General features: G+C 60.3%; 21 protein-coding genes and 1 tRNA gene. 7 read left to right on the top strand and 15 right to left on the bottom strand.

The genetic code is table 11. The features are described 5' to 3' along the window. The 7 genes from CRO62_RS20805 to CRO62_RS20775 form a co-directional block, all read right to left on the bottom strand. Positions 1-1278 carry a 3-phosphoshikimate 1-carboxyvinyltransferase gene (locus CRO62_RS20805; protein ID WP_097101580.1) on the bottom strand — a complete coding sequence of 426 codons (1278 nt, stop codon included), beginning with the start codon at positions 1276-1278 and terminating at the stop codon, positions 1-3. Positions 1279-1362: 84 nt separating this feature from the next. Next, complete coding sequence (locus tag CRO62_RS20800; RefSeq protein ID WP_097101578.1) at positions 1363-1914, bottom strand: LemA family protein; 552 nt, start codon at positions 1912-1914, stop codon at positions 1363-1365. Between the two features lie 78 nt (positions 1915-1992). Next, positions 1993-2955, bottom strand: a complete 963-nt coding sequence (locus CRO62_RS20795) for a glycine--tRNA ligase subunit alpha (RefSeq protein WP_013635520.1) — start codon at positions 2953-2955, stop codon at positions 1993-1995. A gap of 100 nt (positions 2956-3055) precedes the next feature. Further along, positions 3056-3250 carry an NfeD family protein gene (locus tag CRO62_RS20790; protein WP_004432742.1) on the bottom strand — a complete coding sequence of 65 codons (195 nt, stop codon included), beginning with the start codon at positions 3248-3250 and terminating at the stop codon, positions 3056-3058. Between the two features lie 20 nt (positions 3251-3270). Continuing rightward, positions 3271-4140 carry a S49 family peptidase gene (locus tag CRO62_RS20785; RefSeq protein ID WP_179784655.1) on the bottom strand — a complete coding sequence of 290 codons (870 nt, stop codon included), beginning with the start codon at positions 4138-4140 and terminating at the stop codon, positions 3271-3273. An 87-nt stretch (positions 4141-4227) separates the two neighbouring features. After that, the gene (locus CRO62_RS20780) at positions 4228-5028 is read right to left on the bottom strand and encodes a tRNA1(Val) (adenine(37)-N6)-methyltransferase (RefSeq protein WP_097101576.1); all 801 of its coding nucleotides are present in this window, start codon (positions 5026-5028) and stop codon (positions 4228-4230) included. A gap of 6 nt (positions 5029-5034) precedes the next feature. Continuing rightward, on the bottom strand, positions 5035-5265 hold the full coding sequence (locus CRO62_RS20775) for a DUF2007 domain-containing protein (protein ID WP_097101574.1): 231 nt from the start codon (positions 5263-5265) through the stop codon (positions 5035-5037). Positions 5266-5376: 111 nt separating this feature from the next. Here CRO62_RS20775 and CRO62_RS20770 point away from each other — a divergent pair, with 111 nt between their 5' ends. From CRO62_RS20770 to moaB, 4 genes are all read left to right on the top strand, one after another. Continuing rightward, positions 5377-6393, top strand: a complete 1017-nt coding sequence (locus tag CRO62_RS20770) for a polyprenyl synthetase family protein (protein WP_003515172.1) — start codon at positions 5377-5379, stop codon at positions 6391-6393. Positions 6394-6585: 192 nt separating this feature from the next. Further along, positions 6586-8430, top strand: coding sequence for a tetratricopeptide repeat protein (locus tag CRO62_RS20765; RefSeq protein ID WP_097103171.1), 1845 nt, complete (start codon positions 6586-6588; stop codon positions 8428-8430). A 6-nt stretch (positions 8431-8436) separates the two neighbouring features. Next, positions 8437-9321, top strand: a complete 885-nt coding sequence (locus CRO62_RS20760; protein ID WP_097101572.1) for a 4-(cytidine 5'-diphospho)-2-C-methyl-D-erythritol kinase — start codon at positions 8437-8439, stop codon at positions 9319-9321. A gap of 26 nt (positions 9322-9347) precedes the next feature. Beyond that, positions 9348-9893, top strand: coding sequence for a molybdenum cofactor biosynthesis protein B (gene moaB / locus CRO62_RS20755; protein WP_113555491.1), 546 nt, complete (start codon positions 9348-9350; stop codon positions 9891-9893). Positions 9894-9937: 44 nt separating this feature from the next. On the opposite strand, the gene CRO62_RS20750 is transcribed toward moaB, so the two are convergent. The 5 genes from CRO62_RS20750 to CRO62_RS20725 all read right to left on the bottom strand — a co-directional run bounded on the left by CRO62_RS20750 (position 9938) and on the right by CRO62_RS20725 (position 15410). Next, the gene (locus CRO62_RS20750) at positions 9938-10816 is read right to left on the bottom strand and encodes a dienelactone hydrolase family protein (protein ID WP_019564276.1); all 879 of its coding nucleotides are present in this window, start codon (positions 10814-10816) and stop codon (positions 9938-9940) included. 110 nt (positions 10817-10926) lie between these two features. After that, positions 10927-11955, bottom strand: a complete 1029-nt coding sequence (adhP, locus tag CRO62_RS20745) for an alcohol dehydrogenase AdhP (RefSeq protein WP_097101570.1) — start codon at positions 11953-11955, stop codon at positions 10927-10929. A gap of 149 nt (positions 11956-12104) precedes the next feature. After that, the gene (locus CRO62_RS20740; protein ID WP_179784654.1) at positions 12105-12506 is read right to left on the bottom strand and encodes an MAPEG family protein; all 402 of its coding nucleotides are present in this window, start codon (positions 12504-12506) and stop codon (positions 12105-12107) included. A 112-nt stretch (positions 12507-12618) separates the two neighbouring features. Further along, the gene (gene guaB, locus CRO62_RS20735) at positions 12619-14124 is read right to left on the bottom strand and encodes an IMP dehydrogenase (protein WP_003515165.1); all 1506 of its coding nucleotides are present in this window, start codon (positions 14122-14124) and stop codon (positions 12619-12621) included. Between the two features lie 284 nt (positions 14125-14408). Next, positions 14409-15410, bottom strand: coding sequence for an MBL fold metallo-hydrolase (locus CRO62_RS20725; protein ID WP_179784586.1), 1002 nt, complete (start codon positions 15408-15410; stop codon positions 14409-14411). Between the two features lie 193 nt (positions 15411-15603). Here CRO62_RS20725 and CRO62_RS20720 point away from each other — a divergent pair, with 193 nt between their 5' ends. Then, complete coding sequence (locus tag CRO62_RS20720; protein ID WP_003515163.1) at positions 15604-17001, top strand: MDR family MFS transporter; 1398 nt, start codon at positions 15604-15606, stop codon at positions 16999-17001. Here the strand turns inward: CRO62_RS20720 and CRO62_RS20715 are convergent, their stop codons facing one another. The 3 genes from CRO62_RS20715 to CRO62_RS20705 all read right to left on the bottom strand — a co-directional run bounded on the left by CRO62_RS20715 (position 17002) and on the right by CRO62_RS20705 (position 19613). Then, entirely contained in the window at positions 17002-17742 is a 741-nt protein-coding gene (locus CRO62_RS20715; RefSeq protein ID WP_097101564.1) for an RlmE family RNA methyltransferase, read from the bottom strand. Next, complete coding sequence (locus CRO62_RS20710) at positions 17739-19370, bottom strand: Ppx/GppA phosphatase family protein (protein WP_179784585.1); 1632 nt, start codon at positions 19368-19370, stop codon at positions 17739-17741. The genes CRO62_RS20715 and CRO62_RS20710 overlap by 4 nt, the downstream gene beginning before the upstream one ends. Before the next feature lie 166 nt (positions 19371-19536). Beyond that, positions 19537-19613: transfer RNA gene (locus CRO62_RS20705), tRNA-His, on the bottom strand. Positions 19614-19974: 361 nt separating this feature from the next. On the opposite strand from CRO62_RS20705, the gene CRO62_RS20700 reads away from it, so the two are divergent. Next, entirely contained in the window at positions 19975-23721 is a 3747-nt protein-coding gene (locus tag CRO62_RS20700) for an ATP-binding protein (protein WP_097101562.1), read from the top strand. Positions 23722-23806: 85 nt separating this feature from the next. Beyond that, positions 23807-25465, top strand: coding sequence for an ABC transporter permease (locus CRO62_RS20695; RefSeq protein ID WP_323455513.1), 1659 nt, complete (start codon positions 23807-23809; stop codon positions 25463-25465). Positions 25466-25622 lie beyond the last annotated feature (157 nt).

The raw sequence follows: 25622 nt of genomic DNA, 5'->3' as shown, positions 1-25622 counted from the left end.
TCAGTGCTGCGGCTCGGCAGCGCTTTCCTTTTCGGTATAGTCGACGCCGAGCGAGGCGAGCGCCTTCCAGTAGCCCGGATAGGTCTTGCCCACGCAGGCCGGGTTCTGGATGGCGATGCCGCCGATCTTCAGCGCCGCCAGCGCAAAGCTCATGGCGATGCGGTGATCGGCAAAAGTATCGATGGAGGCATCGACCGTCTGACCAGCCAGCGCCGGATCGGCATGCACGATCAGATCGTCGCCTTCCTCATGCGCCAGACCGTTACGGATTTCGTTGAGCCCGAGCGAGACGGCGCGGATGCGGTCACATTCCTTGACGCGCAGATTGGCGATGCCGACGAAACGTACCGGCGTTTCGTTGAACGCGGCGAGAACGGCAATGGTCGGAATGGCGTCCTGCATCTGCGAACCGTCTATTTCAGCGGGCAGGTGCGGAAACTGCGCCATGACCTCATAGGCCTTGGCATCCGGCTGCGTGAACCTGTCGGCGGGCGTACCGATATCGATAGCACCGCCGGTCAGAAGTTCCGCGCCCCAGAGATAGGTAGCGGCGGAGGCATCGGGTTCGATGTGGAAATCGGTTGCCGTGTAACCTGTCGGATGCACGCGCCAGATGGCGTTGCTGACCCGCTCCACCTTCGCGCCGAAGGCTTCCATGGCTGATGTGGTGAGATCGATATAGCCCTTCGCGCCGATTTCCTCGCCCTTGAGGATGATATCAACCGGCTTGTCGCCGCAGGCAGCGGCCATCAAAAGTGCCGACACATATTGGCTGGAGAGGTTGGCATCGATGGTGACGCTGCCCTTCGGGAAACCCATGCCCTTGCCCCGCACGGTAACTGGCGGGCAGCCGGTCGGCGCATCCGCTTCGACGCCGAGGGCGCGCAGCGCTTCCACCAGCGGCATGATCGGGCGTTTGCGCATGTGCTCGTCGCCATCGATGATGACGGCGCCATCCACCAGTGCTGCAGCCGCAGTCAGGAACCGCGTGGCTGTGCCGGCATTGCCGAGAAAAAGCGGCTTTTCCGGCTGTTGAAGCACGCCTGTACCCTCCACCACGAAGGTCGTGGCGTCGGGTTCTGTCACCTTAACGCCCATGGCGCGCAGGGCTTCGGCCATATAGAGCGTATCATCGCTCTTCAACGCGCCGGTCAGGCGGCTTTTGCCCTTGGCGAGGCCAGCCAGCAGAAGCGCGCGGTTGGTGATGGATTTGGAGCCGGGCGGCTCTACCTTGCCGGAAAGCGGATGGCCGGGCGGGGTGATGGTCAGTTCGATCATGATCGTCGTCTTGTCAAAGAATGCGGCAGAGAGCCGGGATACAGGAATGTCGGCGGGAGGATTTGGACCCGGGGAACGGTGGCCTTAGAATTTCACGGTCGGCACGGCGCGGTCTGCCGGGTTGTCGATCTCGAAATAAGGCGCCTTGGCAAAACCGAACTGGCCGGCGATCAGATTGGATGGGAAGCTTTCCACCCTGACATTCAGATCGCGCGCGGCGCCATTGTAATAACGGCGCGACATCTGCAGTTCGCCCTCGATGGTTTCCAGCGAGCGCTGCAATTCCAGAAAGTTCGTGTTGGCTTTCAGATCGGGATAGGCTTCAGCGAGCGCAAAGAGCTTGCCGAGCGCCTGCGACAGCATGCCTTCCGCATGGGCGCGGCCTTCGACATCGCCAGCCGGTACGGCCTGGGCCCGGTTGCGCATGGCAATCACCTCCTCGAAGGTGCTTTTTTCATGCGCCGCGTAACCCTTCACGGTCTCAATGAGATTGGGAATGAGATCGGCGCGGCGTTTCAACTGCACGTCGATGCCCGACCACGCCTCTTCCTTCATCTGCCGCGCCTTGACGAGCCCGTTATAGATGAAGACGACATAGAGCGCGATTGCCGCGATGATTGCCAGCGTGATGAACATTCCCGACCCCTCCTCAAGAGGCGCGAGCGCCGCAACGGCACCCGCACGTTAGACTGTTGCCCCGCCTTACATAAAGGTTCAGGCGGCCCTGTTCCAGTTCAACCCGCCCGCATCCGTGAGCAGGAAGGCTTCGCCGCAGGCTTTCGCCAGCGTGCGCACGCGCAGGATATAGCTCTGGCGTTCCGTCACCGAGATCACGCCGCGCGCATCCAGCAGGTTGAAGACATGGCTTGCCTTGATGCACTGGTCATAGGCCGGGAACACGCATTTATGCAGGCGCTGATTGTCATCATCACCCGGCGCGCCCGCGGCGAGAAGCGCCAGGCATTCCTTTTCCGCGTCGATGAAATGGCGATGCAGCATGCCCGTGTCGGCAAATTCGAAATTATGGCGGGAATATTCCTGCTCGGCCTGCAGGAAGACGTCACCATAGGAGATCTTCTCTTCACCCTCGCGGCCGTTGAAGTTGAGGTCGTAGACATTGTCGACGCCCTGAACATACATGGCCAGACGCTCCAGACCATAGGTCAGTTCACCGGCGACCGGCGAGCATTCGATGCCGCAGACCTGCTGGAAGTAGGTGAATTGCGATACTTCCATACCGTCGCACCAGCACTCCCAGCCGAGACCCCAGGCGCCGAGCGTCGGGCTTTCCCAGTCGTCTTCGACGAAGCGCACATCATGCAGCAGCGGATCGAGACCGATGGCCTTCAGCGAACCGAGATACAGTTCCTGAAGGTTGGAAGGGTTGGGCTTCAGAATGACCTGATATTGGTAATAATGCTGCAAACGGTTGGGGTTTTCACCGTAGCGACCATCGGAAGGACGGCGTGATGGTTGCACATAGGCAGCCTTCCACGGCTTCGGCCCCAGCGCGCGCAGCGTCGTTGCCGGATGAAACGTACCCGCGCCCACTTCCATATCATAGGGCTGCAACACCGCGCAGCCTTTGTCGGCCCAGTAATTGTGCAGCGTCAGGATCAGCGCCTGAAAGGAACGCTTGGGGTTCATATGGTCTGGAATATCGGTCATTGCAGTCATCGCGGCGTTATGAGGATAAGTAAGCACTGACTTACTTCGGATGCGGACTGGTGCCACGGCATGGCGAAGGGGTCAAGGATTTATGCGTGGAGACACCGGCTTACGCCTCATCCTCACGCTTCACGCGGTATTCGCCGGTTTCGGGGTCCTTGATCAGCGTGCCGATGGCGCCGGTTTCGCGTTCCTTTTCGCGCTGCTTCGATTTTGCCGAAAGCTTTTCAGCATCGCGAACGAAGCGGCGGTAGAGGATGACGGATCCCACTACCAGAAGAATAATTGTAATAAGCTGCGCCATAAGGCCCTATTCCTGCGACATCATAGACCGAAACGCGACCACAATGCCTTTTCTTCGGCGACTTCCGCAAGTCCCGAGACGGCGCCTGCCGCAAGCCTTTCGGCATTGAGGCCGAGTGCCGCATTCACGCCCGGCACTTTTTTGCCGAACAGCGAGCGCCCGCCGGTGACGAGGTGAAGCTTGACCTTCGTCCCGTAACGGCGGCGCAGAACTTCCTTCATGTCGCCCAAGCCGTCGATCAGGCCGAGATCCAGGCCACGCATACCGGTCCAGAACAGGCCGGAGAAGACCGTCTCGTCGCCCTTCAGTTTTGCACCGCGGCGCATCTTGACCATATCGATGAAAACATTGTGGATTTCGACCTGAAGCGACTTCAGATATTCGATGTCGCCCTCTCTTTCCGGCTGGAAGGGATCGAGGATGACCTTGTTCTCGCCGGCCGTATAGACGCGGCGCTCCACCCCGAGCTTCTTCAGCATTTCAGGGAAACCGAAACCACCGGAAACGACGCCGATCGAACCGACGATGGAGGTGGGGTCGGCGATGATCTCGTCGCCGGCTAGCGCGATCATGTAGCCACCGGAGGCCGCCACGTCCTCCACGAAGATCAGGACCTTCTTGTCCTTTTCCTCGGCAAGCTGGCGGATGCGATTATAGATCATTCGCGCCTGCACCGGCGAGCCGCCAGGAGAATTCACGGAAATGGCGACAGCTGGCGCGTCCTTGATGGCAAAGGCCTTTTCCAGCAGCGGTGCATAAGAGGCAAGATTGAGAGCGGGGCGGAACTGGTTGCCGCCAGCCATGATGGCGCCATGCATGCGCACAACCGGGATGACGAGTTCTTTTTTGCGAAAGCGTTTCGGCACCAGATACTTCAGAAAACCCACAATTCACTCCTCGCAGCATTTGCCTGTTCGTCACGGATGTATGTATTGCCCTGCAAAACACAATGGTTTGCGGCCGGAGGAACGGCGAATTTATAGGCCAGGCCCGATTGCCTTTACATTACGGCGATAGGCGGTGCGGCCATTATTCAGGTCATCCACGATCGGCGTGAAGGCATGGCTGCCGGTCTCGTGCATGACGAGCGGCGCCCGGAACGACAGCCGCGCCCGTGATCCCTTGATCGCGGTTACGAGCATGCGCACCGCATCCTCACCGGGGCGTGGATGGATGAGTGTGATCTCGATACCGCCGAAACGGCTGCCGCAGGCGGCAATGATCTCCGCCACCGATTGCGGCCGCGAAATCAGGGAAAGCTGCCCGCCCGGAACCGTGATCGCACCTGCGGTCCTGATCCAGTCCTCGAACAGGCCCTCCGTCATGGCGTGGGCCTCAGCCTTCAGTGCATCGGGCGTGCGGCGGTCGCCTGCATCATTATAGGGCGGGTTCATGATGACGTGGTGAAAATGCCCGTCCGGTAGACCGGCCTCGACGCGCGCCTTGCCACGCAGGGTCACGTCGGCCTCACGCACGCTGACACGGGCGGAAAAAGCGGCATTTTCCGGCAATGCCACGCTGCGGCGGGCAAATTCCACCATTTCCGGCGAACGTTCGAACAGGGTCACTTCGGCCTTTTCAAGCCGCGTGGCGACCGCGAAGCCTGCCGCACCCGCGCCCGCGCCGAGATCGGCTATACGGCAGGCGCGCTCGTCCGCCACCAGCGAGGCAAGAAGCATGGCGTCCATGCCGGCGCGGTGCCCCCTGCCCTTGGGCTGGAGAATGTGAAAACGGCCCCGGTGAAACGCATCCAAAGTTTCCGAAATCTCGCCGCCCACTTTCGTTTACGCCTCTTCGTTGCGCAATTCGTCGCCAAGACCGGCATCCACAAGAATGCGGCGGGCCTCACCGGCGCGGTCTTCCTCCACCAGGAACCGGCGGGGCAAAAGACCGAGCGAACCTTCCAGAATGCTCATTGCCTGATCGGCGACAAGGTAATGGATGCCAGCGTCCTTCATCAGGCTTTCGGCGAAGGATAACAGCACGGCATCGTTGGTACGGATCAGTTCACGCATGGATAAGCCCCAAATTCCCATTTTTTTGAATGGCTAGCGGCAATTCGCCCCTTGCCGCGACAGGCGCCAGTTTTTATTGTCGAACTCAAATTCGAACAGGAGTCCTGTCCCTTGGGCGTCGTCATACCGCTTGAAGAAAGCAAAAACAAACTCGCATCCGTCAAGCCGCTTGTCGACCTGACCCGTGCCGACATGGAACGGGTGAACCAGCTTATCCTTTCCAGAGCCGGTTCCGATGTCCAGATGATACCTGAGGTGGCCAACCATCTGATCTCCTCCGGTGGCAAACGTCTGCGGCCGATGCTGACGCTGGCTTCGGCCTCGATGTTCGGTTACGAGGGCGACCACCATATCAAGCTCGCCACCAGCGTGGAATTCATGCACACGGCGACGCTGCTGCATGATGATGTGGTTGATGAAAGCGATCTGCGCCGTGGCAAATCCACCGCCCGCACCATCTGGGGCAACCAGGCAAGCGTTCTCGTCGGCGACTTCCTGCTCGGTCAGGCTTTCCGCATGATGGTGGACGTCGGCTCGCTCGATGCCCTCGACGTGCTGTCCACCGCCGCTTCGGTCATCGCCGAGGGCGAAGTGCTGCAGCTTTCGGTCGCCAAGAACATGGAAACGACCGAGGACGATTATCTGCAGGTGATTCGCGCCAAGACGGCCGCCCTTTTTGCAGCGGCTGCGGAAGTTGGCCCCATCGTCGCCAAAACCGACAAGGCAAGCCGCAGCGCGCTGAAATCCTACGGCATGAATCTCGGCCTCGCCTTCCAGCTCGTTGACGACGTGCTGGATTACGGTGGCAAATCCGCCGATCTCGGCAAGAATACGGGTGACGATTTCCGTGAGGGCAAGATCACCCTGCCGGTCATCCTGTCCTATCGCCGCGGCACGCAGGATGAGCGCGCCTTCTGGCGCAACGCCATCGAAAACGGCGAAAGCAGCGACGAGAACCTCGAAAAGGCGCTCGGCCTCATCACCAAATACAACGGTCTTGGCGATACGATCGGCCGCGCCACGCATTACGGCACCATTGCCCGCGATGCGCTCGCACCGCTGCCGGAAAGCCCGTGGAAAAACGCGCTTCTGGAAGTCATCGACTTCTGCATCGAGCGTCTCAACTGACGTTGGAGGCCTCAGGCAAACGGCGGATGGACAAGACCGTCCGCCCGCTGTTTCGGGCCGGGTGTCCCGCAAAGAGAGATTGTGGCACCGGCCATAATTTCTTGCGGGGTTGCTTCAAAAAAGCCATTCTATCGTGACCAAACAATGGAAACTGATTTTTCCGTGCTTCTGCACAAAGGCAAAGGTTCCCTCATGCGGCGTAAACCAGCACTTCGTCTTCTCTGCAGCGCGGCTCTTGCCGCCGCTCTCGCACTTGGCGCGGGTGCAAGCCCCGGCTTTGCGGAGACGAAAACGGAAGCCAAGGCCGTTACTTTCGATCCTGCCAAGGTAAATACCTTCTCCGGCGCATTCCTTGCCGCACGCAATGCCGATGTCGATCAGGATTACCCCACCGCGATTTCGCTCTACAAGAAGGCGCTGGAATTCGATCCGGCCAATTCGGAAATCCGCCAGCGCCTGATGATCGCCGAACTGTTGAGCGGCAATTTCGAGGCTGGCGCCAAGATTGCCGATTCGATGAAGGACGATACCTCCGTCGAACGCGTGACGACCATCGTGCGCGGCCTCGACGCCATCAAGGACAAGGAATTCGTCAAGGCCGAGAAAATCCTGAAATATACCGGCCCGAACGATCTCGACCGCATGGTCAACACGCTTCTGACAGCATGGGCGCGCGCCGGTTCCGGCAAGCCCAAGGAAGCACTGGCCCTCGTCAACAACATGAAGGGTCCGGGCTGGATTTCGATTTTCCAGAAATACAATGCCGCGGCGATCGCCCTTGTCTCCGGCAACACCGATGCTGCCCGCAAGAGCCTCAATGAAGCCGTGACGGATCGTGAAGGCGGGGCAACCGCTTCCGACACCTATATGCGCGCGGTGATGGCGCTTGCACGGCTGGAGGCTTCAGCCGGCAACAAGCAGAAGGCGCTGGACGCGATTGCGGTCGGCGACACCTTTGCGCCGAACTATGCGCCGCTCAAGGCGCTTCGCCAGTCCATCGAGATGGGCGAGAAGCCGCCGCAGCAGATCACCAATGCCGTTGAAGGCGCGGCTTCCGTGATGTTTTCCATCGCGGGCGCGCTGAACCGCGAAGGTGCCGAAGAGATCGTCACGCTTTACCTTCAGACGTCGCGGGCGCTCGATCCGCAAAGCGCCGATACGCTGATCCTTCTCGGCGGACTTGCCGAGGCGATGAAACAGCCCGACCGTGCCATCGCCTTCTACCGCGACGTGCCGAAGGATTCGCCGATGCACCGCATCTCCGAGCTGCAGCTCGGGCTGACGCTGGCGCAGACTGGCAAGGTGGAGGAAGCGCGCAACCACCTGCAATCCCTGCTGCAATCCGATCCGAAGGATATCCGTTCTTACCTCGCCTATGGCAGCGTGCTTTCCGACGCCAAGGACTACAAGGCCATGGCCGAAAACTACGACAAGGCTGTCGAGGTGATCGGTGCCGTACCGCAGAAGTCGGACTGGACCGTGTTCTTTCAGCGCGCCATCGCCCATGAGCGCCTGAAGGAATGGGACAAGGCCGAGCCGGACTTCAAGCGTGCGCTCGAACTCAACCCGGAACAGCCGCAGGTGCTGAACTATCTCGGCTATTCCTGGGTGGACAAGGGTATCAACCTCGATGAAGCGATGAAGATGATCAGCCGCGCCGTCGAGCTTCGGCCGAATGACGGCTATATCGTCGATTCGCTTGGCTGGGCGCATTTCCGGCTGGGCGCATTTGATCAAGCCGTGACCGAACTGGAGCGGGCAATCGAGCTCAAGGCCGGCGATCAGACCATCAACGATCATCTGGGCGATGCCTACTGGCGTGTCGGCCGCAAGATCGAGGCCGTGTATCAATGGAACCGTGCGCTGATTGGCGACAACGACGATCTGGACAAGGCCAAGGTCAAGGAAAAGATTGCCAACGGCCTGCCGCCGCTGGAAAAGGACGCCGAAAACACCGCCAAGAAGGAGGCCGCGCCGCAGCCGCCGGCTCCGCCAGCACCGGCCCCTGTTGCCCCTGCCCCGGACAAGAAATCCTGACGCGACATGCGCGCGGATGACATTACCGGGGCTGTCGAAACAACCGAGGCGGCCCCGGCCAAGATCAATCTGGCACTGCATGTAACCGGTCAGCGGGCAGATGGCTATCATCTGCTCGAGACGCTGGTGACCTTCACCGAAGCAGGCGACGCGATCCATGTTCGCGATGCCGATGCCGACACTTTCTCCATCTCCGGCCCGTTTGGCGATCTGCTGCGCGCAGGCGATGGCGGCAACAATCTCGTCGTCCGTGCCAGAGACCTTTTGCGTGATGCGCTTGTGGCGGCAGGTCAATCTGCACGCCCGGTTGCCATCCATCTCGAAAAGAACCTGCCGGTCGCCTCCGGCATTGGCGGCGGTTCAGCGGATGCGGCGGCGACACTGCGGGCGCTGTTGCGGCACTGGAATGCCGGGATTGCTCCTGAAAATCTCGCACCCATCGCGCTTGCGCTTGGCGCTGACGTGCCGATGTGCCTTGAAAGCCGCCCACTCATCGCGCGAGGTATCGGCGAGGATATCGAGCCGGTCTCCGATCTGCCGGAATTCTTTCTGGTGCTGGCCAACCCTCTGAAAGCGGTCTCGACGCCGGAGATTTTTCGGCGATTGCTCGACAAGGCCAACCCGCCCCTGCCGGAGCGGAAAGAAGGCGGCTGGATGGATTTTCTGGCGCAAAGCCGCAACGATCTGGAAGTCCCCGCCAAGGCGCTCCTGCCGGATATCGGCGCAATCGCCGGCATGCTGTTGCAGGAAGGTGCTTCCCTTGTGCGCATGTCCGGTTCGGGTGCCACCTGTTTTGGACTATTTCATTCCTTCGAGGCCGCCCGAAAAGCGGAAACATCGCTTCGAAACAAGCGCCCCGGCTGGTATTTTCAGGCGACGTGGACCATCTGAAGACAACACAATTCGAGGATAAGGCCATGGCAGGCGAAAGACCCTTCATTCCCCTCGGCATCGCGGTTCTGACCGTTTCGGACAGCCGCACGCTTGAGAATGACAAGTCCGGCGACACGCTAGTCGCACGCATAGAAGAAGCCGGACATAAGGTCGCCGCCCGTGCCATCGTCGCCGACGACAAGGCCGCTATTTTCAACACCGTGCGCGACTGGACACTCAACGGGAGCGTGGATGTGGTCATCACCACCGGTGGCACCGGCTTTACAGGCCGCGACGTGACCCCCGAGGCGCTGGAACCCCTGTTCGAAAAGCGCATGGACGGCTTTTCCGCCATCTTCCATCGCATTTCCTATGAAAAGATCGGCACCGCCACTATCCAGTCACGGGCGACCGGTGGCGTGGCAAACGCCACCTTCATCTTCGTGCTGCCCGGCTCTCCCGGCGCCTGCAAGGATGCCTGGGACGGTATTCTGAAAGCCCAGCTCGATTACCGCCACCTGCCCTGTAATTTCGTTGAGATCATGCCCCGGCTTGATGAGCATCTGAAACGCGGGGCTGGCGGCGTCTAGAGCGGGATTTCAGGGGTTGTCCGTCACAGCGGACCAAAACCCCATCACGCCAGATATTTTTTGAAGAACTCCGTCGTCCGGCCCCAGGCGAGATCGGCCGCGGCCTTGTCGTATCGCGCCGAGGACGTATCGTTGTTGAAGGCATGGTTGACGCCGTCATAAACGAAGATTTCGAAGGTCTTGCCGTTTTCCTCCAGCGCCTTTTTATAGGCGTCGATACCGGCATTGATGCGCTCGTCCAGACCGGCATACTGTAACAGCAGGGGCGCCTTGATAGCAGGCACATCGGCCGCCGGCGGTTGCTGGCCGTAATAGGCGACACCGGCATTCAGGCCTGCCGATTTGGTGGCGAACCGGTTGACCAGCCCGCCGCCCCAGCAGAAACCGACCGCGCCAACCTTGCCGTTCGCACCCTGCCTTGCGGCGAGCCACACCCGACCGGCTTCGGCATTGGCGACTGTTGCCTCCATATCGAGGCCGCTGAACATCTCCCGCGCCTTATCCTCATCCGAAGGCGTGCCGCCCTGCGGCGACAGGAAATCAACCGCAAGCGCCCTGAACCCCGCAAGCGCCACGCGTCTTGCCACATCGCGGATATGGTCGTTCAGGCCCCGGTTTTCATGGATGACGATGACCGAGCCAATGGGGCCGGAAACCGATTTCGGCGTGACGAGATAGCCCTTCATCTCGCCACCGGGGGCGGGATACGTCACCTCTTCCGCAACGATACCCGCATCATCAGGCGCGACGATTGCCGCGCGGGCGCTGTTGGCCGAAAGAAGCGGCGCGATTGCGGCAGCAGCTGCGCCGGACCCGGCAAGCAAGCTGAGCTTTTCCATGAATTTGCGGCGATCGAGGCTGAGATGGGTATATTCATCGTAAGCGTCGATCATGGCCTGCGTAATCTTCGGCTTGTCGTCCATCGCTCTCTTCTCCCTGAACGCGCAGATGCACAGGGAGGATAGCGCAGATCGCCGCGCGGTGAACAAGCGGCGGCACACTTTTGCGTGAGCACCGCCGCTGGTCATCTGCCTCAGGCGGCAAGGTCCACGACGATACGGCCGTCGATCTTGCCCTCTTCCATACGACGGAAGATGTCGTTGATGTTTTCGAGTTTGTCCCAGGAGAAGTGAGCGGCTACCTTGCCTTCACCGGCGAAGGAAAGCGCCTCCTCCAGATCCTGCCGTGTGCCGACGATGGAGCCACGCACCGTGATACGCTTCAGCACCGTTTCGAAAACCGGAATAGAGATGAAGCCCGGCGGCAGGCCGACAAGTGCCATCGTGCCCTTGGAGCGCAGGAAACCGTAGGCCTGCTCCATGGCTTTGGGCGAAACCGCCGTCACGAGCGCGCCGTGGACACCGCCGGTCGCCTTCTGCACCTGTTCCACCGCATCCGGCGCCCGGCCGTTGACGGTGAAATCCGCGCCCAGCTTTTTCGCAAGCTCCAGCTTGTCGTCATAAATATCGGCGGCAACGACATGCATGCCCATGGCCTTGGCATATTGCACGGCCATATGACCAAGCCCGCCAATGCCCGATATGACCACCCATTCGCCGGGCTTCACTTCGGTTTCCTTGAGCCCCTTGTAGACGGTGACACCGGCGCAGAGCACGGGTGCAGCGGGGCCGAATTCCAGATTGTCGGGAAGTCGGCCAACGAATTTCGGATCAGCAAGCCCGTATTCCGCAAAGCTGCCATTGACGGAATAACCCGAGTTCTTCTGGCTTGGGCAAAGAGTTTCCCAGCCGGTGCGGCACGGAATGCAGCATCCGCAGGCGGTGTAAAGCCAAGGCGTGCCGGCGCGGTCGCCTTCCTTGATGCCAGTCACGCCAGCGCCGATCTTGGCGACGTAGCCGACGCCTTCATGGCCGGGGATGAATGGCGGATTGGGTTTGACCGGCCAATCGCCCGTTGCGGCGTGCAGGTCCGTGTGGCAAATGCCGGTCGCCTTGTAATTGATGAGAATTTCACCGGGGCCGGGATCCGGTATCGCCACTTCCTCGATGGTCAGCGGTTTGCCAAATGCGCGGACAACCGCGGCCTTCATTGTTTTAGCCATGACATACTCCCTAATCTCTGCTCGCCTGAAATTCTCGACGGCGAGGCAGAGACTACCGGGGATGGGGCGTCACGGAATTGACCCATCGCAAATCGCAGCATTTTAGAGGCGCGATTGTCTCACTTATGAAGCAACCTTACGGTGCCATCTCACTCCAGCGCCAACCAGATGGCGAGCCAGCCCCAGAGGCAGACGAGAAGCGCGAAACCAATCGCGAACAATGGCGCACGATAACGCAGACGGTTGCTGGTGACGTGAACGAAGGAGTGCGCAAAACGGGAAATCACGAACAGCCAGGCGAGAACGACGGTAACGATATTGTCCGCGTCGGTAATATAAAGCAGCAGGCAGATGGGGTGGAAGAGAACCGGAAGCTCGAACTGGTTGGCAATGTTGCGGTTGACCAGATAGCTTTCGCGCCCTTCCTGTCCCGTATCGCGATATCTGAGCGCAGTGTCGCGGTCCGTCAGCGTGTATTTTTTGCGGCGGTAAAGCAGCAGCGCGTAAAGAGCGAACACGAGAAATGCATGGGCTATCATCGGCCAGAACATTGCGGTCGTTGGTGACATGCTTTCCTCCAATCACAATAACGCTCCCCGATCCGGCATGAATCGGGGAGCGCCAAATACTAAGACTATGTTTTCGCGGATTCGGTTCGAAAGATCAAACCGCGCCGGGGTAGTTCGGGCTTTCGCGGGTGATCGTCACGTCATGGGCGTGGCTTTCGCGCAGACCGGCGCTGGAAATGCGCACGAAGGTGGCGCGCTCCTGGAATTCCTTGATCGTGCCGCCGCCGACATAACCCATGGCAGCCTTCAGGCCACCGGCCAGCTGGTGCAGGACGCCGGAGACCGGACCCTTATAGGGAACCTGACCTTCGATACCTTCCGGAACGAGCTTCAGCGTGTCACGCACTTCCGCCTGGAAATAACGGTCGGCGGAACCGCGCGCCATGGCGCCAACGGAACCCATGCCGCGATAGGCCTTGAAGGAACGGCCCTGATAGAGGAACACTTCGCCCGGGCTTTCATCCGTGCCGGCCAAAAGCGAGCCGATCATGACGGCGGAGGCGCCGGCGGCAATAGCCTTCGCCAGATCGCCCGAGAACTTGATGCCGCCATCGGCGATGACAGGAATATCTGCAGCATTGGCCACTTCAACCGAGGCCATGATCGCAGCAAGCTGCGGAACGCCAACGCCGGCGACGATACGGGTGGTGCAGATGGAACCAGGGCCGATACCGACCTTGACGCCATCGGCGCCGGCATCGATCAGCGCCTTGGTGCCGTCAGCAGTCGCAACATTACCGGCGATGATGCGAACGGAGTTCGACATCTTCTTGACCACCGAAACGGCATCGAGCACGCGCTGCGAATGGCCATGCGCGGTATCGACGACCAGAAGGTCAACACCGGCATCGATGAGGCGTTCTGCGCGCTCGATGGCATCGGCACCGACGCTGATCGCGGCAGCGGCGCGAAGACGGCCCTGCGCATCCTTGGTGGCGTTGGGGTTGAGCTGCGACTTCTCCATATCCTTGACGGTGATAAGGCCGACGCAATTGCCCTTTCCATCCACCACCAGCAGCTTTTCAATGCGGTGCTTGTGCAACAGGCGGCGCGCTTCCTGCTGATCGACGCTGCTTTCCTTGACCGTAACAAGGTTTTCGCGGGTCATCAGTTCATAGATCTTCTGCTGCGGATCGGATGCGAAACGCACGTCGCGGTTTGTCAGAATGCCGACGAGACGGCCGTTCTTGTGGCCGCCGGCACCGCCGTTTTCAACCACCGGAATGCCGGAAATTCCGTGCGCCTTCATCAAAGCCTGTGCTTCTGCCAGCGTGGCATCCGGGCCGATGGTGACCGGGTTGACGACCATACCGCTCTCGAACTTCTTTACCTGCCGGACTTCTTCGGCCTGTTCGATGGGGGTAAGGTTGCGGTGGATGACGCCGATGCCGCCGGCCTGCGCCATGGCGATGGCAAGGCGGCCTTCCGTGACCGTGTCCATGGCGGAAGAGAGGATCGGCAGGTTGAGATCGATATCGCGGGCAATGCGGGTGGCGATATTCGTCTGTCCCGGCATAACCTCGGAATGTCCGGGTTGCAGCAACACATCGTCAAATGTGAGAGCGTCCAAACCAGTGGGTGTTTGAATGATGCGTGCCATGACCAAATTCCTTCATAATGAAAATGCGTGGCCGTTCCGGAACGAAAAGTTCACCCCGGCGCCCTGCAAGGATTGCTTGGAAGTTGGCGAGGGCTGGTAACACGTTCATGACAGGAAGGAAATAGAAAAAACCCGGAATGACCTTCCGGGCTTCTTCTGTTGCTGCATTGCAGCAGACGTTAAAGCGCGGCCTGTGGATCCCTGTTCCGCACGACGCGCTTTAACTGCTTGTTTTTATGCATGTCGTTATCGCAAAACCGATTAACGCTTTTGCGCGATATGCATCAGATGTCGAACTGGTAGGACTTCGGCACGAAACGGTACCCCGTATCCAGCTTTTCCGCATAACCGACAGCCGGGAAAGGCATGTGATAGCCGAGGAACGGCAACCGGTCCGTGGCGATCATGTCATAGACGTTCTTGCGGGTTGCAGCTGCCGCCGCCTTGTCCATGTCGAACTTCACTTCCCAATCCGGCTTTTGCAGTGACAGGACGAAATGGTTGGCCGTATCAGCCGTCAGGATCAGCTGCTTGCCTTCCGATTCGACACGGAAGATCATGTGACCCGGCGAATGGCCAAACGCCGCAATGCCGGTGATGCCGGAAACCACGTCAGCGCCGTCGCCGATGAAGGTCGCCTTTTCCGCCAGCGGTTTGACGTTGGCGATGACGCCCTTCTGGCCGCCTTCGGCAGGCGTGCCAACCCGCTTCTCGTCCGTCCAGAAATCATATTCCGCCTGGCCGAAAACATAACGCGCCTTGGAGAAGGCCGGCGCGCCCTTTTCCATCAATCCGCCAATGTGGTCTCCGTGCATGTGGGTCAGAACCACCACGGTCACGTCCTCAGGAGAGTAACCGGCAGCAGCCATGCCTTCGATCAGACGGCCGTTACCGGCGCCACGGCCGGACTCGCCAAAACCAGTGTCGAACAGCACGAGGTCCGTGCCGGTATTTACGAGAACCGGCGAGAAGGAATTGACGAATTGCTCCTTCGGCAGAAAATTGTCTTCCAGCAGCTTGCCGACGGTTTCCGCCGACTGATCGGTGCCGAAGGTCTCGCCCGGATTGGGCGCGGCGCGCGCGCCGTCCTTCACGACAAGCACTTCGAAATTACCAAGCTTGAAGCGATTGGTTTCAGGCGGCATGGCGTGTTTGATCTCCATGGAAGTTTGCGGCTGGTTCGTCTGCGCCGTTGCGGTGCGCGCCATCAAAAGCGGCGCGCCGAGAACGCTTGCTCCCGCCACACCGATAAGGCCGCGTCTGCTCATGCTCAAGGATTGAGTCATCATTTTTCTCCCGATTCTCGCCAATGTCACTTTGCCCAACGGACAATAGAGCGAGAAAGTTGCAAGAAAACCGGCCTCACGCAGGTTTGATCGGAACTTCAGAAATTGATAATTAACGTGTTGGCAAGTCGGCCCATCAGGCGTAGGAGGAACTGCGATACCATTGTCGCAGCGGAGAGCCGCAGGCAGCCTCATGAACCGCATCATTCCCCTGATCCTGGCAGTCGCTCTCTTCATGGAGCAGATGGACTCCACCGTCATCGCAACGTCGCTTCCGGCCATTGCGGCCGATCTTCATGTGGGTCCGATCACGCTCAAGCTCGCACTGACGGCCTATATGGTGTCGCTGGCGATCTTCATTCCCATCAGCGGCTGGATGGCCGACAAATACGGCGCGAAGAAAATCTTCCGTTTCGCCATCGGCGTCTTCGTCGTCGGGTCGATCTGCTGCGCGGTCTCGTCATCGGTATTCGAATTCGTCGTCTCGCGCTTCCTGCAAGGCATGGGCGGGGCGATGATGACGCCCGTCGGCCGCCTCGTCCTCCTGCGGACGACGCAACGCAGCGAGCTGGTTTCCGCCATGGCGCTTTTGACGATACCGGCGCTTGTCGGGCCTCTGACCGGCCCGCCGATCGGCGGCTTCATCACCACCTATTTTTCATGGCACTGGATTTTCCTCATCAACGTGCCCATCGGCGTCATCGGCATCTGGCTGTCGACGATCTTCCTGCCGGAAATCGAAACCACCAATCCGCCACCGATGGACGGCAAGGGTTTCGTGTTATCCGGCCTTGCAGCATCGGGCGTGGTTTTCGGCGTGTCGGTCGTCAGCCTTCCGGCACTGCCGCCCGCCATCGGCATCGCCTCGACGGTCATCGGTTTCATCTGCGGCTTTCTTTATGTGCGCCACGCGGCAAACCACCCTGCCCCCATTCTGGATTTCCGCATTTTCCGCAACCCGACATTCCGGGCGGCCACCGTTGGCGGCACCGCCTTCCGCATTTCCACGGGCGCCATTCCCTTCCTGATGCCGTTGATGTTGCAGATCGGTTTCGGGCTCAACCCGTTTCAATCAGGCATGATCACCTTTGCCGGGGCAATCGGCGCGATCACCACGAAATTCATGGCCAAGCGGGTCTTTGCCGCAACGGGGTTCAGATCAACGCTGATCGGAGCCGGCATCGTCGGCGCCTTCACGACGCTCGCCAACAGCTTCTTCACGCCGGAAACGCCCTACCCGCTGATCATGATCTGCCTGGTCACGGCGGGCTTTGCCCGTTCCTTCTTCTTTACCGGATCCAACGCGCTCAGCTATTCCGATATAGACGATAGCCAGGCAAGTCAGGCAACTTCGATGGCGTCCGTGCTGCAACAGATCAGCCTTGCGCTCGGCGTGGCTTTCGCAGCCGCCATCCTGGAAGTCAGCAGCATGTTATCTGGCTCGCATCTGCAGCTTGCCGATTTCCACGTTGCCTTCACCATCGTGGCGCTCGTTTCGCTGTTTGCAATCGTGCCGATCATCCGCATGGACGCGCAAGCGGGCGCGGCCGTTTCCGGCCACCGCGGCAAGGTCTCGCAACCGGCAGAGTGATTAGTCTTCGTCCGCCTCATCCACGTGCATAACGGACTGCGTTGCGGCCGTCCGGCCCTTGAAATGCTTGGCGAGCAGGAACATTTCGACCGATTCCGAGCGCGAGGACGCCGGCTTGATATGCAGGACCTGCTTGAAGTTCTTCTTCAGCATGTCGAGCAACGCCTTTTCCGTGCCGCCCTGGAAGGTCTTGGCAAGGAAATGGCCGCCTTCCGCCAGCACCTGAACCGCGAAATCGGCTGCGACTTCGCACAGATGCATGGTGCGGATGTGGTCCGTCTTCTGGTGGCCCGTGGTTGGTGCCGCCATGTCGGACAGTACCAGATCCGGCGTGCCGCCAACGGCCTCCATCAACTGGTCCGGTGCGGTCGGATCGAGGAAGTCGAGCTGCAGGATCTTCACGCCGGGGATGGGATCGATTTCAAGAAAATCGATAGCGGCGACGCGGATATCATCCTCAGTGGAATCCGTCACCTTCGAAGCGATCTGCGACCAGCTTCCAGGTGCCGCACCAAGGTCGATGATGCGGGTGGCACCCTTCAGGATCTGGTGCTTGTCGTTGATTTCCAGAAGCTTGAAGGCGGCGCGGGCGCGATAGCCTTCCAGCTTGGCGCGCTGCACATAGGGGTCGTTGATATGACGTTCCAGCCAGCGGCGCGATGAGGCCTTGAGCTTGGTCTTCTTGACCTTCTGACCGATCTTTCGGCCGGTGCGATTGGTGCTTGTGGGCGCCTTGCTCATGTCAAACCTTCCGTTCTGTCCTGCCGTGCCATCTGCATGCGCCTTATCCGATTACGCCGCCATGCGCCGTCATCCGCCATCATATCCGTCAACAGGCCTTCGCGCAGCCCGCGATCGGCCACACGCATGCGCCGCGCCGGCCAGCGACGGCGAATGGCCTCGAGGATGGCGCAGCCGGCCAGAACCAGATCGGCCCTGTCAGGACCGATGCAGGCATTGGCGGCGCGGCCGGCAAAATCCCATGCCAGAAGCTTGTCCTGCATCGCCGTCACCTCGGTATCGGAAAGCCAGAGGCCATCCACCTTGCGGCGATCGTAGCGCGGCAGGTCGAGGTGAACGCCCGCAAGTGTGGTCACCGTACCCGAGGTTCCGATCAGGTGAAAATCCTCGTGATGCGCAAGCGGCGCCAGAGGCGGGCACTGGAAGGCATCCAGCAGTCCTTCAACTTCCCGCACCATGGCGGCAAACACATCCGGCGTCACATCACGGCCGCCATGGCGTTCCGAGAGGGTAACAACGCCGACCGGCAACGATGTCCAGTGGGTGATGTGGTTGGCGAGCCGGTTGGAACGGTTTTCGCCGACCTTGATGACCGCGATTTCCGACGATCCGCCGCCGATATCGAACAACACCACCGAACGGGCTTCACGCCCTACGAGGGAGGCGCAACCCGAAACGGCGAGACGCGCTTCCGTCTCGCGGCTGATGATCTCAAGCTTGAGCCCGGTTTCCCGGGTAACCCGCTCCAGAAACTCCTCGCCATTGGATGCTGCCCGGCAAGCTTCGGTGGCGATGAGGCGCATGCGCCTGATCGGGCGTCCAGCTAGTTTCGAGGAGCAGACCTTGAGAGCCTCCACCGCGCGATCCATGGCATCGTCTGAAAGACGGCCGGTCGATACCAGTCCCTCGCCCAGCCGGACGATGCGCGAAAAGGCATCGACGACCCGGAACTGGCCGGGCCGTGTCGGCTGCGCGATCAGCAGTCGGCAATTATTGGTGCCGAGATCGAGCGCCGCATACATGTCCGTTGCGAATTCGGAACCATGCTCTTGATGGCGCGCGCCGTGACGGGCGGACATTTCGGATTGTTGCCGGTGCGGTTCCTGAGCCGCCCCATTGGCGCGGCCGTTCTGCTTGCCGACATGTCGGGGCGCATGGGAGGGAACCAGCGGGCGACCCTGCGGGTCGCGGCTGCGCGGATCACGGTGAGCCCGCTTGCGGTTACGCGACTTGCGACCACCAGCAGGCGGCACGGAGGATGGATTGGTGGCATCCGTTGCGATGACAGCCTCTGGCTGCTCACTGGCAGCAGGCGGCGTCTGATGGGAGGTGCCTTTGCCACGGGAACGCCGACGCCGCTTTCTTTTGCGCGGTTCGGCATCCGGCTCGAGAGCCGATACATAGGGGGAACCGGCCGGAACATCCGCGGCAACATCATGCGACAGCACATCAACGTCACGGGGTTTACCGTCACGCCTGTTTTTCTTGCCACGACGGGATCGCTTCGCGTTCCCTTTGTTTGCCACCGACGCCCCTTGTTCCGACGGCTTTGGGCCGTTTCCGGGGTCGATCACTGTCTTGTCCATTTCGCCGCGCACAAGCGTAGACGCTATGCTGCTGGCTTTCATAAGGTTTCGTTGGGCGGACAATACCAGCGCAAGAGATTTTAGCCAAATGGTTTTTGGAAGCGAGGAAACCGCACAGTCGACGCGCAGCAAAGACATGCGTTTGCGATAACCCAAATCGGGCTTTAAATCGCTGCGATGATTTTCGGGGATTTTAGGAAATTGGAGATGGTACGGTTGGGGGGTCTCGAACCTCCGACCTCAGGTGCCACAAACCTGCGCTCTAACCAACTGAGCTACAACCGCACATCAAACGCCGAACCGGCGCCACGGGGGGTGACATAAAAGGTGTTTTCGCTATTTGCAAGTCCTTCAGCGAATTTTGCGAAAAAAGGCTTGGAAAGGCAAGCGGTTTTCATTGCGCCAGAGCTGGCAACCGTCGATAGCCGGGTATACCGCTTGCAATCTGGAACGGGGCCAGAACGGGTCTCGTCGGGCCTGTTCATGTTAACTCTATTTGGCGATTCATTCAGGCGGCGGTGGACCGCGCCGCCCTGTGAAGTTATTTAAAATTCTGTTAACGTGGTGCCTCAGCGGGTTTACGTTTCAGCTTCATGAGGAAGCCGAAAGCCTCGCAAGGTCCGGTAGTGCCAGAATAGGTTTCGACATGCCCGCCGTCCAGTATCCCTTTATCGATATCGCAGTGCATGAACGGGTGCGCGAAGGTTTCGGGCGCGGCGAGGCGATGGCTTTGTTCTCGCTCGATCTTCAGAGCGCGCTCTGGGCCAATGGGCGCGGTGCAGCGCTGTTCGGCACGCCGATGGTCTATGATTTTCTGGAACAGGGACCCAAACGGCAGGACGTGACCTTCCGGCAGCTGGCCGCGACGGCGGCGCGTCTTTCGAAGACGGGCGACAGCCTGCCGTTTACCATTCGCATCAATGCCGGCTTCCGCAGCCTCGCCGTTACCGCCAAGGCGGAAATCATCGAGGCCGAGCCGGGCCAGCCTGCTATTCTGTTTTCCGCCCTCACCGATCAGGCCGCACCCGACACGGCGGAATGCGCAAGGCGCATGATTGAAGGCTTTGACGATCCCGATATCCATATCGCTGTCATCAATGGCGATAACGAGGTCGTTGCCGCTTCGGCCAAGTTTGCGTCGCTTGGCATCACGCCGCATACGGCAAAGACGCTGGTTAGGATGGCCGCTGGTCAGGCTGGCCACCTCGTCAAACGGCCCGTGCCGACCGGCAAGGGTTACATGCCCGCCGCCGCCGGCCAGATCACAACATCGCCAGAGCTCAATCTGTTGTTCGTGGTCGAAACCGCGCTCGGGACACTCGATCCCGTTAACGGCTTTGCCGAAGACAAGCCGCAGGAAACCCCGGCCGCCCCCCAACCGGCTTTGCCGGTTGCCGAGACCGCGCCTGTTGCCGCAACGGCTGCCTCGTTCGATTCCGTGCTCGACGCCGTCGCCGGGATAGAAGATATGGAGGACGTGCCGGAACTGCCTTCCGACGTCGAAGACGAAGTGACGGTGGAACAGGATGAGGAAACCGTCCTGCCATTGCTTGCAGCAGAAGAAGAAACGGATGCTCCGGCGGATGTCCCGCTGGAGGATGCCGATACGGCTGCGAATGCGGCGATGACGGACGATATTGCCGATCTCTTCGAACTGGATGCGGATGAGGCAGAGGTTCCGGCAACTGGCCAGGCTTCCAGCGAAGACCATACCGAACAGGCCCCGGACGTGGAGCGCGCAGAGGCGGAAGATGAGGTCGCTGAAACAATAGCGGCGCAGGCCGCTGCACCAGTTGAAGAGGATGTCCCGGCGGCCGTGGAACCGACCGACGAACCCCGGCCTTTTGTCTTCAACGCCGGTGCGCGTGCATCCCGTTTCGTCTGGAAAATCGATGCCGAGGGCCGCTTCAGCTCGATCTCGCACGAATTTGCGGAGGCCGTGGGCGCGAAGGCGGCAGCTGTCGAAGGCATGAGTTTTGCCGATGTGGCGGCACTGTTCAATCTCGATCCGGAAGGCAAGATTCGCGAGCTTCTCGGCCGCCGTGATACCTGGTCTGGCAAGACGATCTATTGGCCGGTCGAAGGCACTTCTCTGATGGTGCCGATCGATCTCGCCGCCCTTCCCACCTATACGCGCTCGCGCGAATTTGACGGTTTCCGTGGTTTCGGCATCGTGCGGCTGGCCGATGCCGCAGAGGATCCGCACGCTACCGGCCTCACCTTCCTGCACGGCGAAGACATCCTTCAAACCGAGGTTTTGCCGCAGCCGGCTGCCGAGGATGAAGACGAGGAATTGCTGGCTTTTCTCGATGAGCTCGATGACGAAACCCCGGCCGCTGAAGATGCGCCGGCCGAGATTTCGGACGAAGAGCGGCCCCACGATTACAGCCCGCCGGAATTCGAAGTGCCGGCCTTGGCTGTCGTACCGACCCCGGAACCAGAGCCGGAGCCAACCTACTCCGACAAGGTCGTCCATCTGGAAGAGCGCCGCTGGCGCTCCCGCGAGGGCCTGACCGCAGGCGAGCAGGCCGCCTTCCGCGAAATCGGCCGGGCGCTGGCACCCGTAGACGCCGTTTCAGACGAGGGCCCGAAGGCGGAAGAAGACGCTCCTTCTACCGAGCCGGCTGCACAGGATATCCATGACGACATAGACGCCGTAACACAGATGGACCTGCCGCCCGTACTGGAAGAAGACGTTAATGCCACAGAACCGGCTGAGGAAGACGATCTCTTCGCGGACTATGTTCGCGGCGAACGCCCTGCGGCCACGAACAAGCCTACCGATGAAATCCAGGTCGAAGAAAAGACGGTCGCCTTAACCGAAGTCGCATCGGCGGCCGATATCGCCGCTGCGATGGTTAGCCCACCGCTGCGCCCCGCCGATGCGCTGAGCGCCGAAACGCTGGACCAGATGCCCGTGGCACTGCTGGTGCATGCCGGTGACAGGCTGATCCATGCCAATCCGGATTTCCTGCGGCTGACGGGCTATGGCTCTCTCGATGAATTGGACGAGGTCGGCGGATTGGAAGCCCTGCTGCAACGGCAGGAGCTTGAGGATATGCCTGATAACGAAGGCGGCATGGTCGTCGTCAGCGCCGAAAATGACATCATTCCGGTCAAGGCACGGCTGCAATCCATCCGCTGGGAAGACACCAAGGCGCTGATGCTGTCGCTGGTTCCGCTGGAAGAAAAGCAGGCACCGGTTACGGCAGCCAACGAGAATACGTCAGCGGCCGAAACCGCGAATGCCGACGCAGGCAGCGTTTCCGTATTGCAGGGCGAAGTCGAGGAACTGCATTCCATTCTGGAAACGGCAACGGATGGCGTGGTGCTTTTGGGAGACGACGGCGAAATCCGTTCGCTCAATCGCTCCGCCAGTGCGCTGTTCAACTACGACAATGGCGAAATCGCCGGGAAACCCTTCGTCACCCTGTTTGCGCATGAGAGCCAGCGCGCGGTGCTGGACTATCTCTCCGGCCTTGCCAATAACGGTGTCGCCAGCGTGCTGAACGATGGCCGCGAGGTGATCGGCCGCGAGGCATCCGGCGGTTTTCTGCCGCTGTTCATGACGATCGGACGGCTCAAATCCTCGCACGGCTATTGCGTGGTCATTCGTGACATTACCCAGTGGAAGCGCACGGAAGAAGAGTTACGCAACGCCAAGCGCGCGGCGGAAACCGCCAATGCGCACAAGACCGACTTTCTTGCGCGTGTCAGCCACGAAATCCGCACGCCTCTCAACGCCATCATCGGCTTTGCGGACATGATGGCGACCGAGCGTTTCGGGCCGATCGGTCATCCGCGTTATGTGGAATATTCCAATGATATCGGACGTTCGGGCCGACATGTGCTCGATATCGTCAACGACCTCCTCGACATCTCCAAGATCGAAGCCGGGCAGATGGATGTCGATTTCATCGCGGTTCCGCTGAACGAGACTGTGGCCGAGGCGGTCTCGCTGGTGCAACCGCAGGCCAACAATCAGCGTGTCATCATCCGCACGGCGCTTTCGCAATCCGTTCCACAGATCGTTGCCGACCTGCGCTCGATCAAGCAGATCGTGCTCAACATCCTGTCGAACGCCATCCGCTTCACGCCATCAGGCGGCCAGATCGTGGTTTCCACCGCCTATGAGGCCAATGGCAGCGTCGCGCTGCGTATCCGCGACACCGGCATCGGCATGACCCGGGCGGAGCTGGAACAGGCCATGAAGCCGTTCCGGCAGGTGGCGTCATCGGGCAAGCGCGTGCGCGGCGATGGCACCGGGCTCGGCCTTCCCTTGACCAAGGCGATGGTGGACGCCAACCGGGCGAACTTCTCCATCACCTCGACACCGAACGAGGGAACGCTGGTGGAAATTACCTTTCCCTCGCAGCGGGTTCTTGCCAACTGAGGCCATGCGGGCGTAGCAATGCGGGAACCGCCGGCTAAACGGACAGCCGGTTGAGGCTTTCGCAGGACAGCAGGCTGGCATTTCCATGACGGTTTCCATTCCGGCAACAAGACGCGTTTCATTGTTGCCCATTACGGCGGTCATCGTCGCAGCCATCGCCGCCATGCCTGTTCTGGCGGTCTTCTGGCTGGCGCTGACCGGCAGCACGGAGGGATGGCAACACCTTCTAGCCAATGTTCTGCCGCGCGCCGGGTTTCGCACCTTCCTGCTGCTGGCGATGACGGCCGCAACGACGGCATTGTTCGGCATTGCCTGCGCCTGGCTCGTCACTACATTCGAATTCCCGTTGCGGCGGGTATTGTCGGCGGCACTTGTCCTGCCGCTCGCCATTCCCTCCTATCTGGCAGCCTATGCTTTCGGCGAGTTTCTCGATTTCACCGGCCCGGTACAAAGCGCCCTTCGCGCCGCGTTCGGCTATCACAGCATCCGCGACTACTGGTTTCCGGACATACGCTCGCTCGGCGGCGCCGTGGTGGTTCTGAGTTCGGTGCTTTACCCTTATGTCTATCTGTCGGCCCGCGCCGCCTTTTCCATGCAGGGACGGTTTGCGGCCGAAGCTGCGCGCACGCTTGGTGCGAAACCGCTTGGCGTATTCTTTTCCGTGCAATTGCCGATGGCGCGGCCGGCGATCGCCATCGGTCTTTCGCTGGTCCTGATGGAAACGCTGAACGATATTGGCGCTGTCGAATATCTCGGTGTCCAGACGCTGACTTTCACGATCTACGAGACCTGGCTCAATCGCGGCAATCTTGCCAATGCGACACAGATCGCCGCCGTCATTCTGCTCATCGTCGGCGCGTTGATCTTCATCGAACGCAATGCCCGCGAAAAACAGCGCTTTGCCGCTCCAAAAGCCACGACCATGGCGCAACGCCACCGGCTGAAAAGCCTTCGCGGCTGGCGGCGCTGGTCTGCAAGCCTCTTCTGCATCGTTCCCATGGCGAGTGGTTTCCTCATTCCCGTCATCGTCCTTGGCGGTTACGCCGCAAAAAGGCTGGATGCGCTGTTTGCGCCGAAGCTGCTGAAAGCACTCGGTCACAGTCTCGAGGTCTCGCTTTCCGCCGCCTTCGTCACCCTGATTGCGGCTTTCGTGTTTTCCTATGCCATCCGCACCGAGCGCTCGCGCACGTCAAAGGTGGCCGCGCGACTTGGCTCCATGGGATATGGCGTGCCGGGAACGGTGCTCGCCATCGGCGTGCTCATTCCCCTGGCCGGTCTCGACAATCACGTCGACGGGTTTGTCCGCTCCCACTTCGGATTTTCGAGCGGCCTGCTGCTGTCAGGCACTGCCTTTGCCATCATCTACGCCCATTCGGTACGCTTCATGACCATGGCGGAGGGAACGCTTGATGCCGGGTTCCAGAAGCTCTCGCCGCATATCGACATGGCCTCGCGAACGCTTGGGCGCAACCGGTTGCAGACACTGTTCAAGGTGCTGTTGCCGAATATGCGGCCTGCAGCGCTGACAGCCTTTCTTCTGGTACTGATCGAATCCATGAAGGAACTGCCGGCGACGATCCTGCTGCGGCCCTTCGGCTTCAACACGCTTGCCACGCTGGTCTATGAAGACGCGTCCCGCTCAAGGGTGCAGGATGCCGCCGTGCCGGCGATCATCATCATCATTGCCGGGCTTATCCCCGTGCTTCTCGTGTCGAAATCGATGGATCATCCGGCAAACCGCTGAAGGCAACCCGCATGGCGGCAAAAAGAAAGGCGGCCTCTCGGCCGCCTGTATTAGTTGTGCTTTTTTAACGAGAGAAAGGGGGACAACCTCGCCATATGGAAATTATCAATCCCGGCTATCGAAAGTTTGACAGCCCTGCGTTGGGATTTACTTTCCG

It is taken from the genome of Rhizobium sp. AN6A (assembly GCF_900215635.1).
Classification (GTDB): Bacteria; Pseudomonadota; Alphaproteobacteria; order Rhizobiales; family Rhizobiaceae; genus Agrobacterium; species Agrobacterium tumefaciens.
This window is presented reverse-complemented; position numbering and strand designations above follow the sequence as displayed.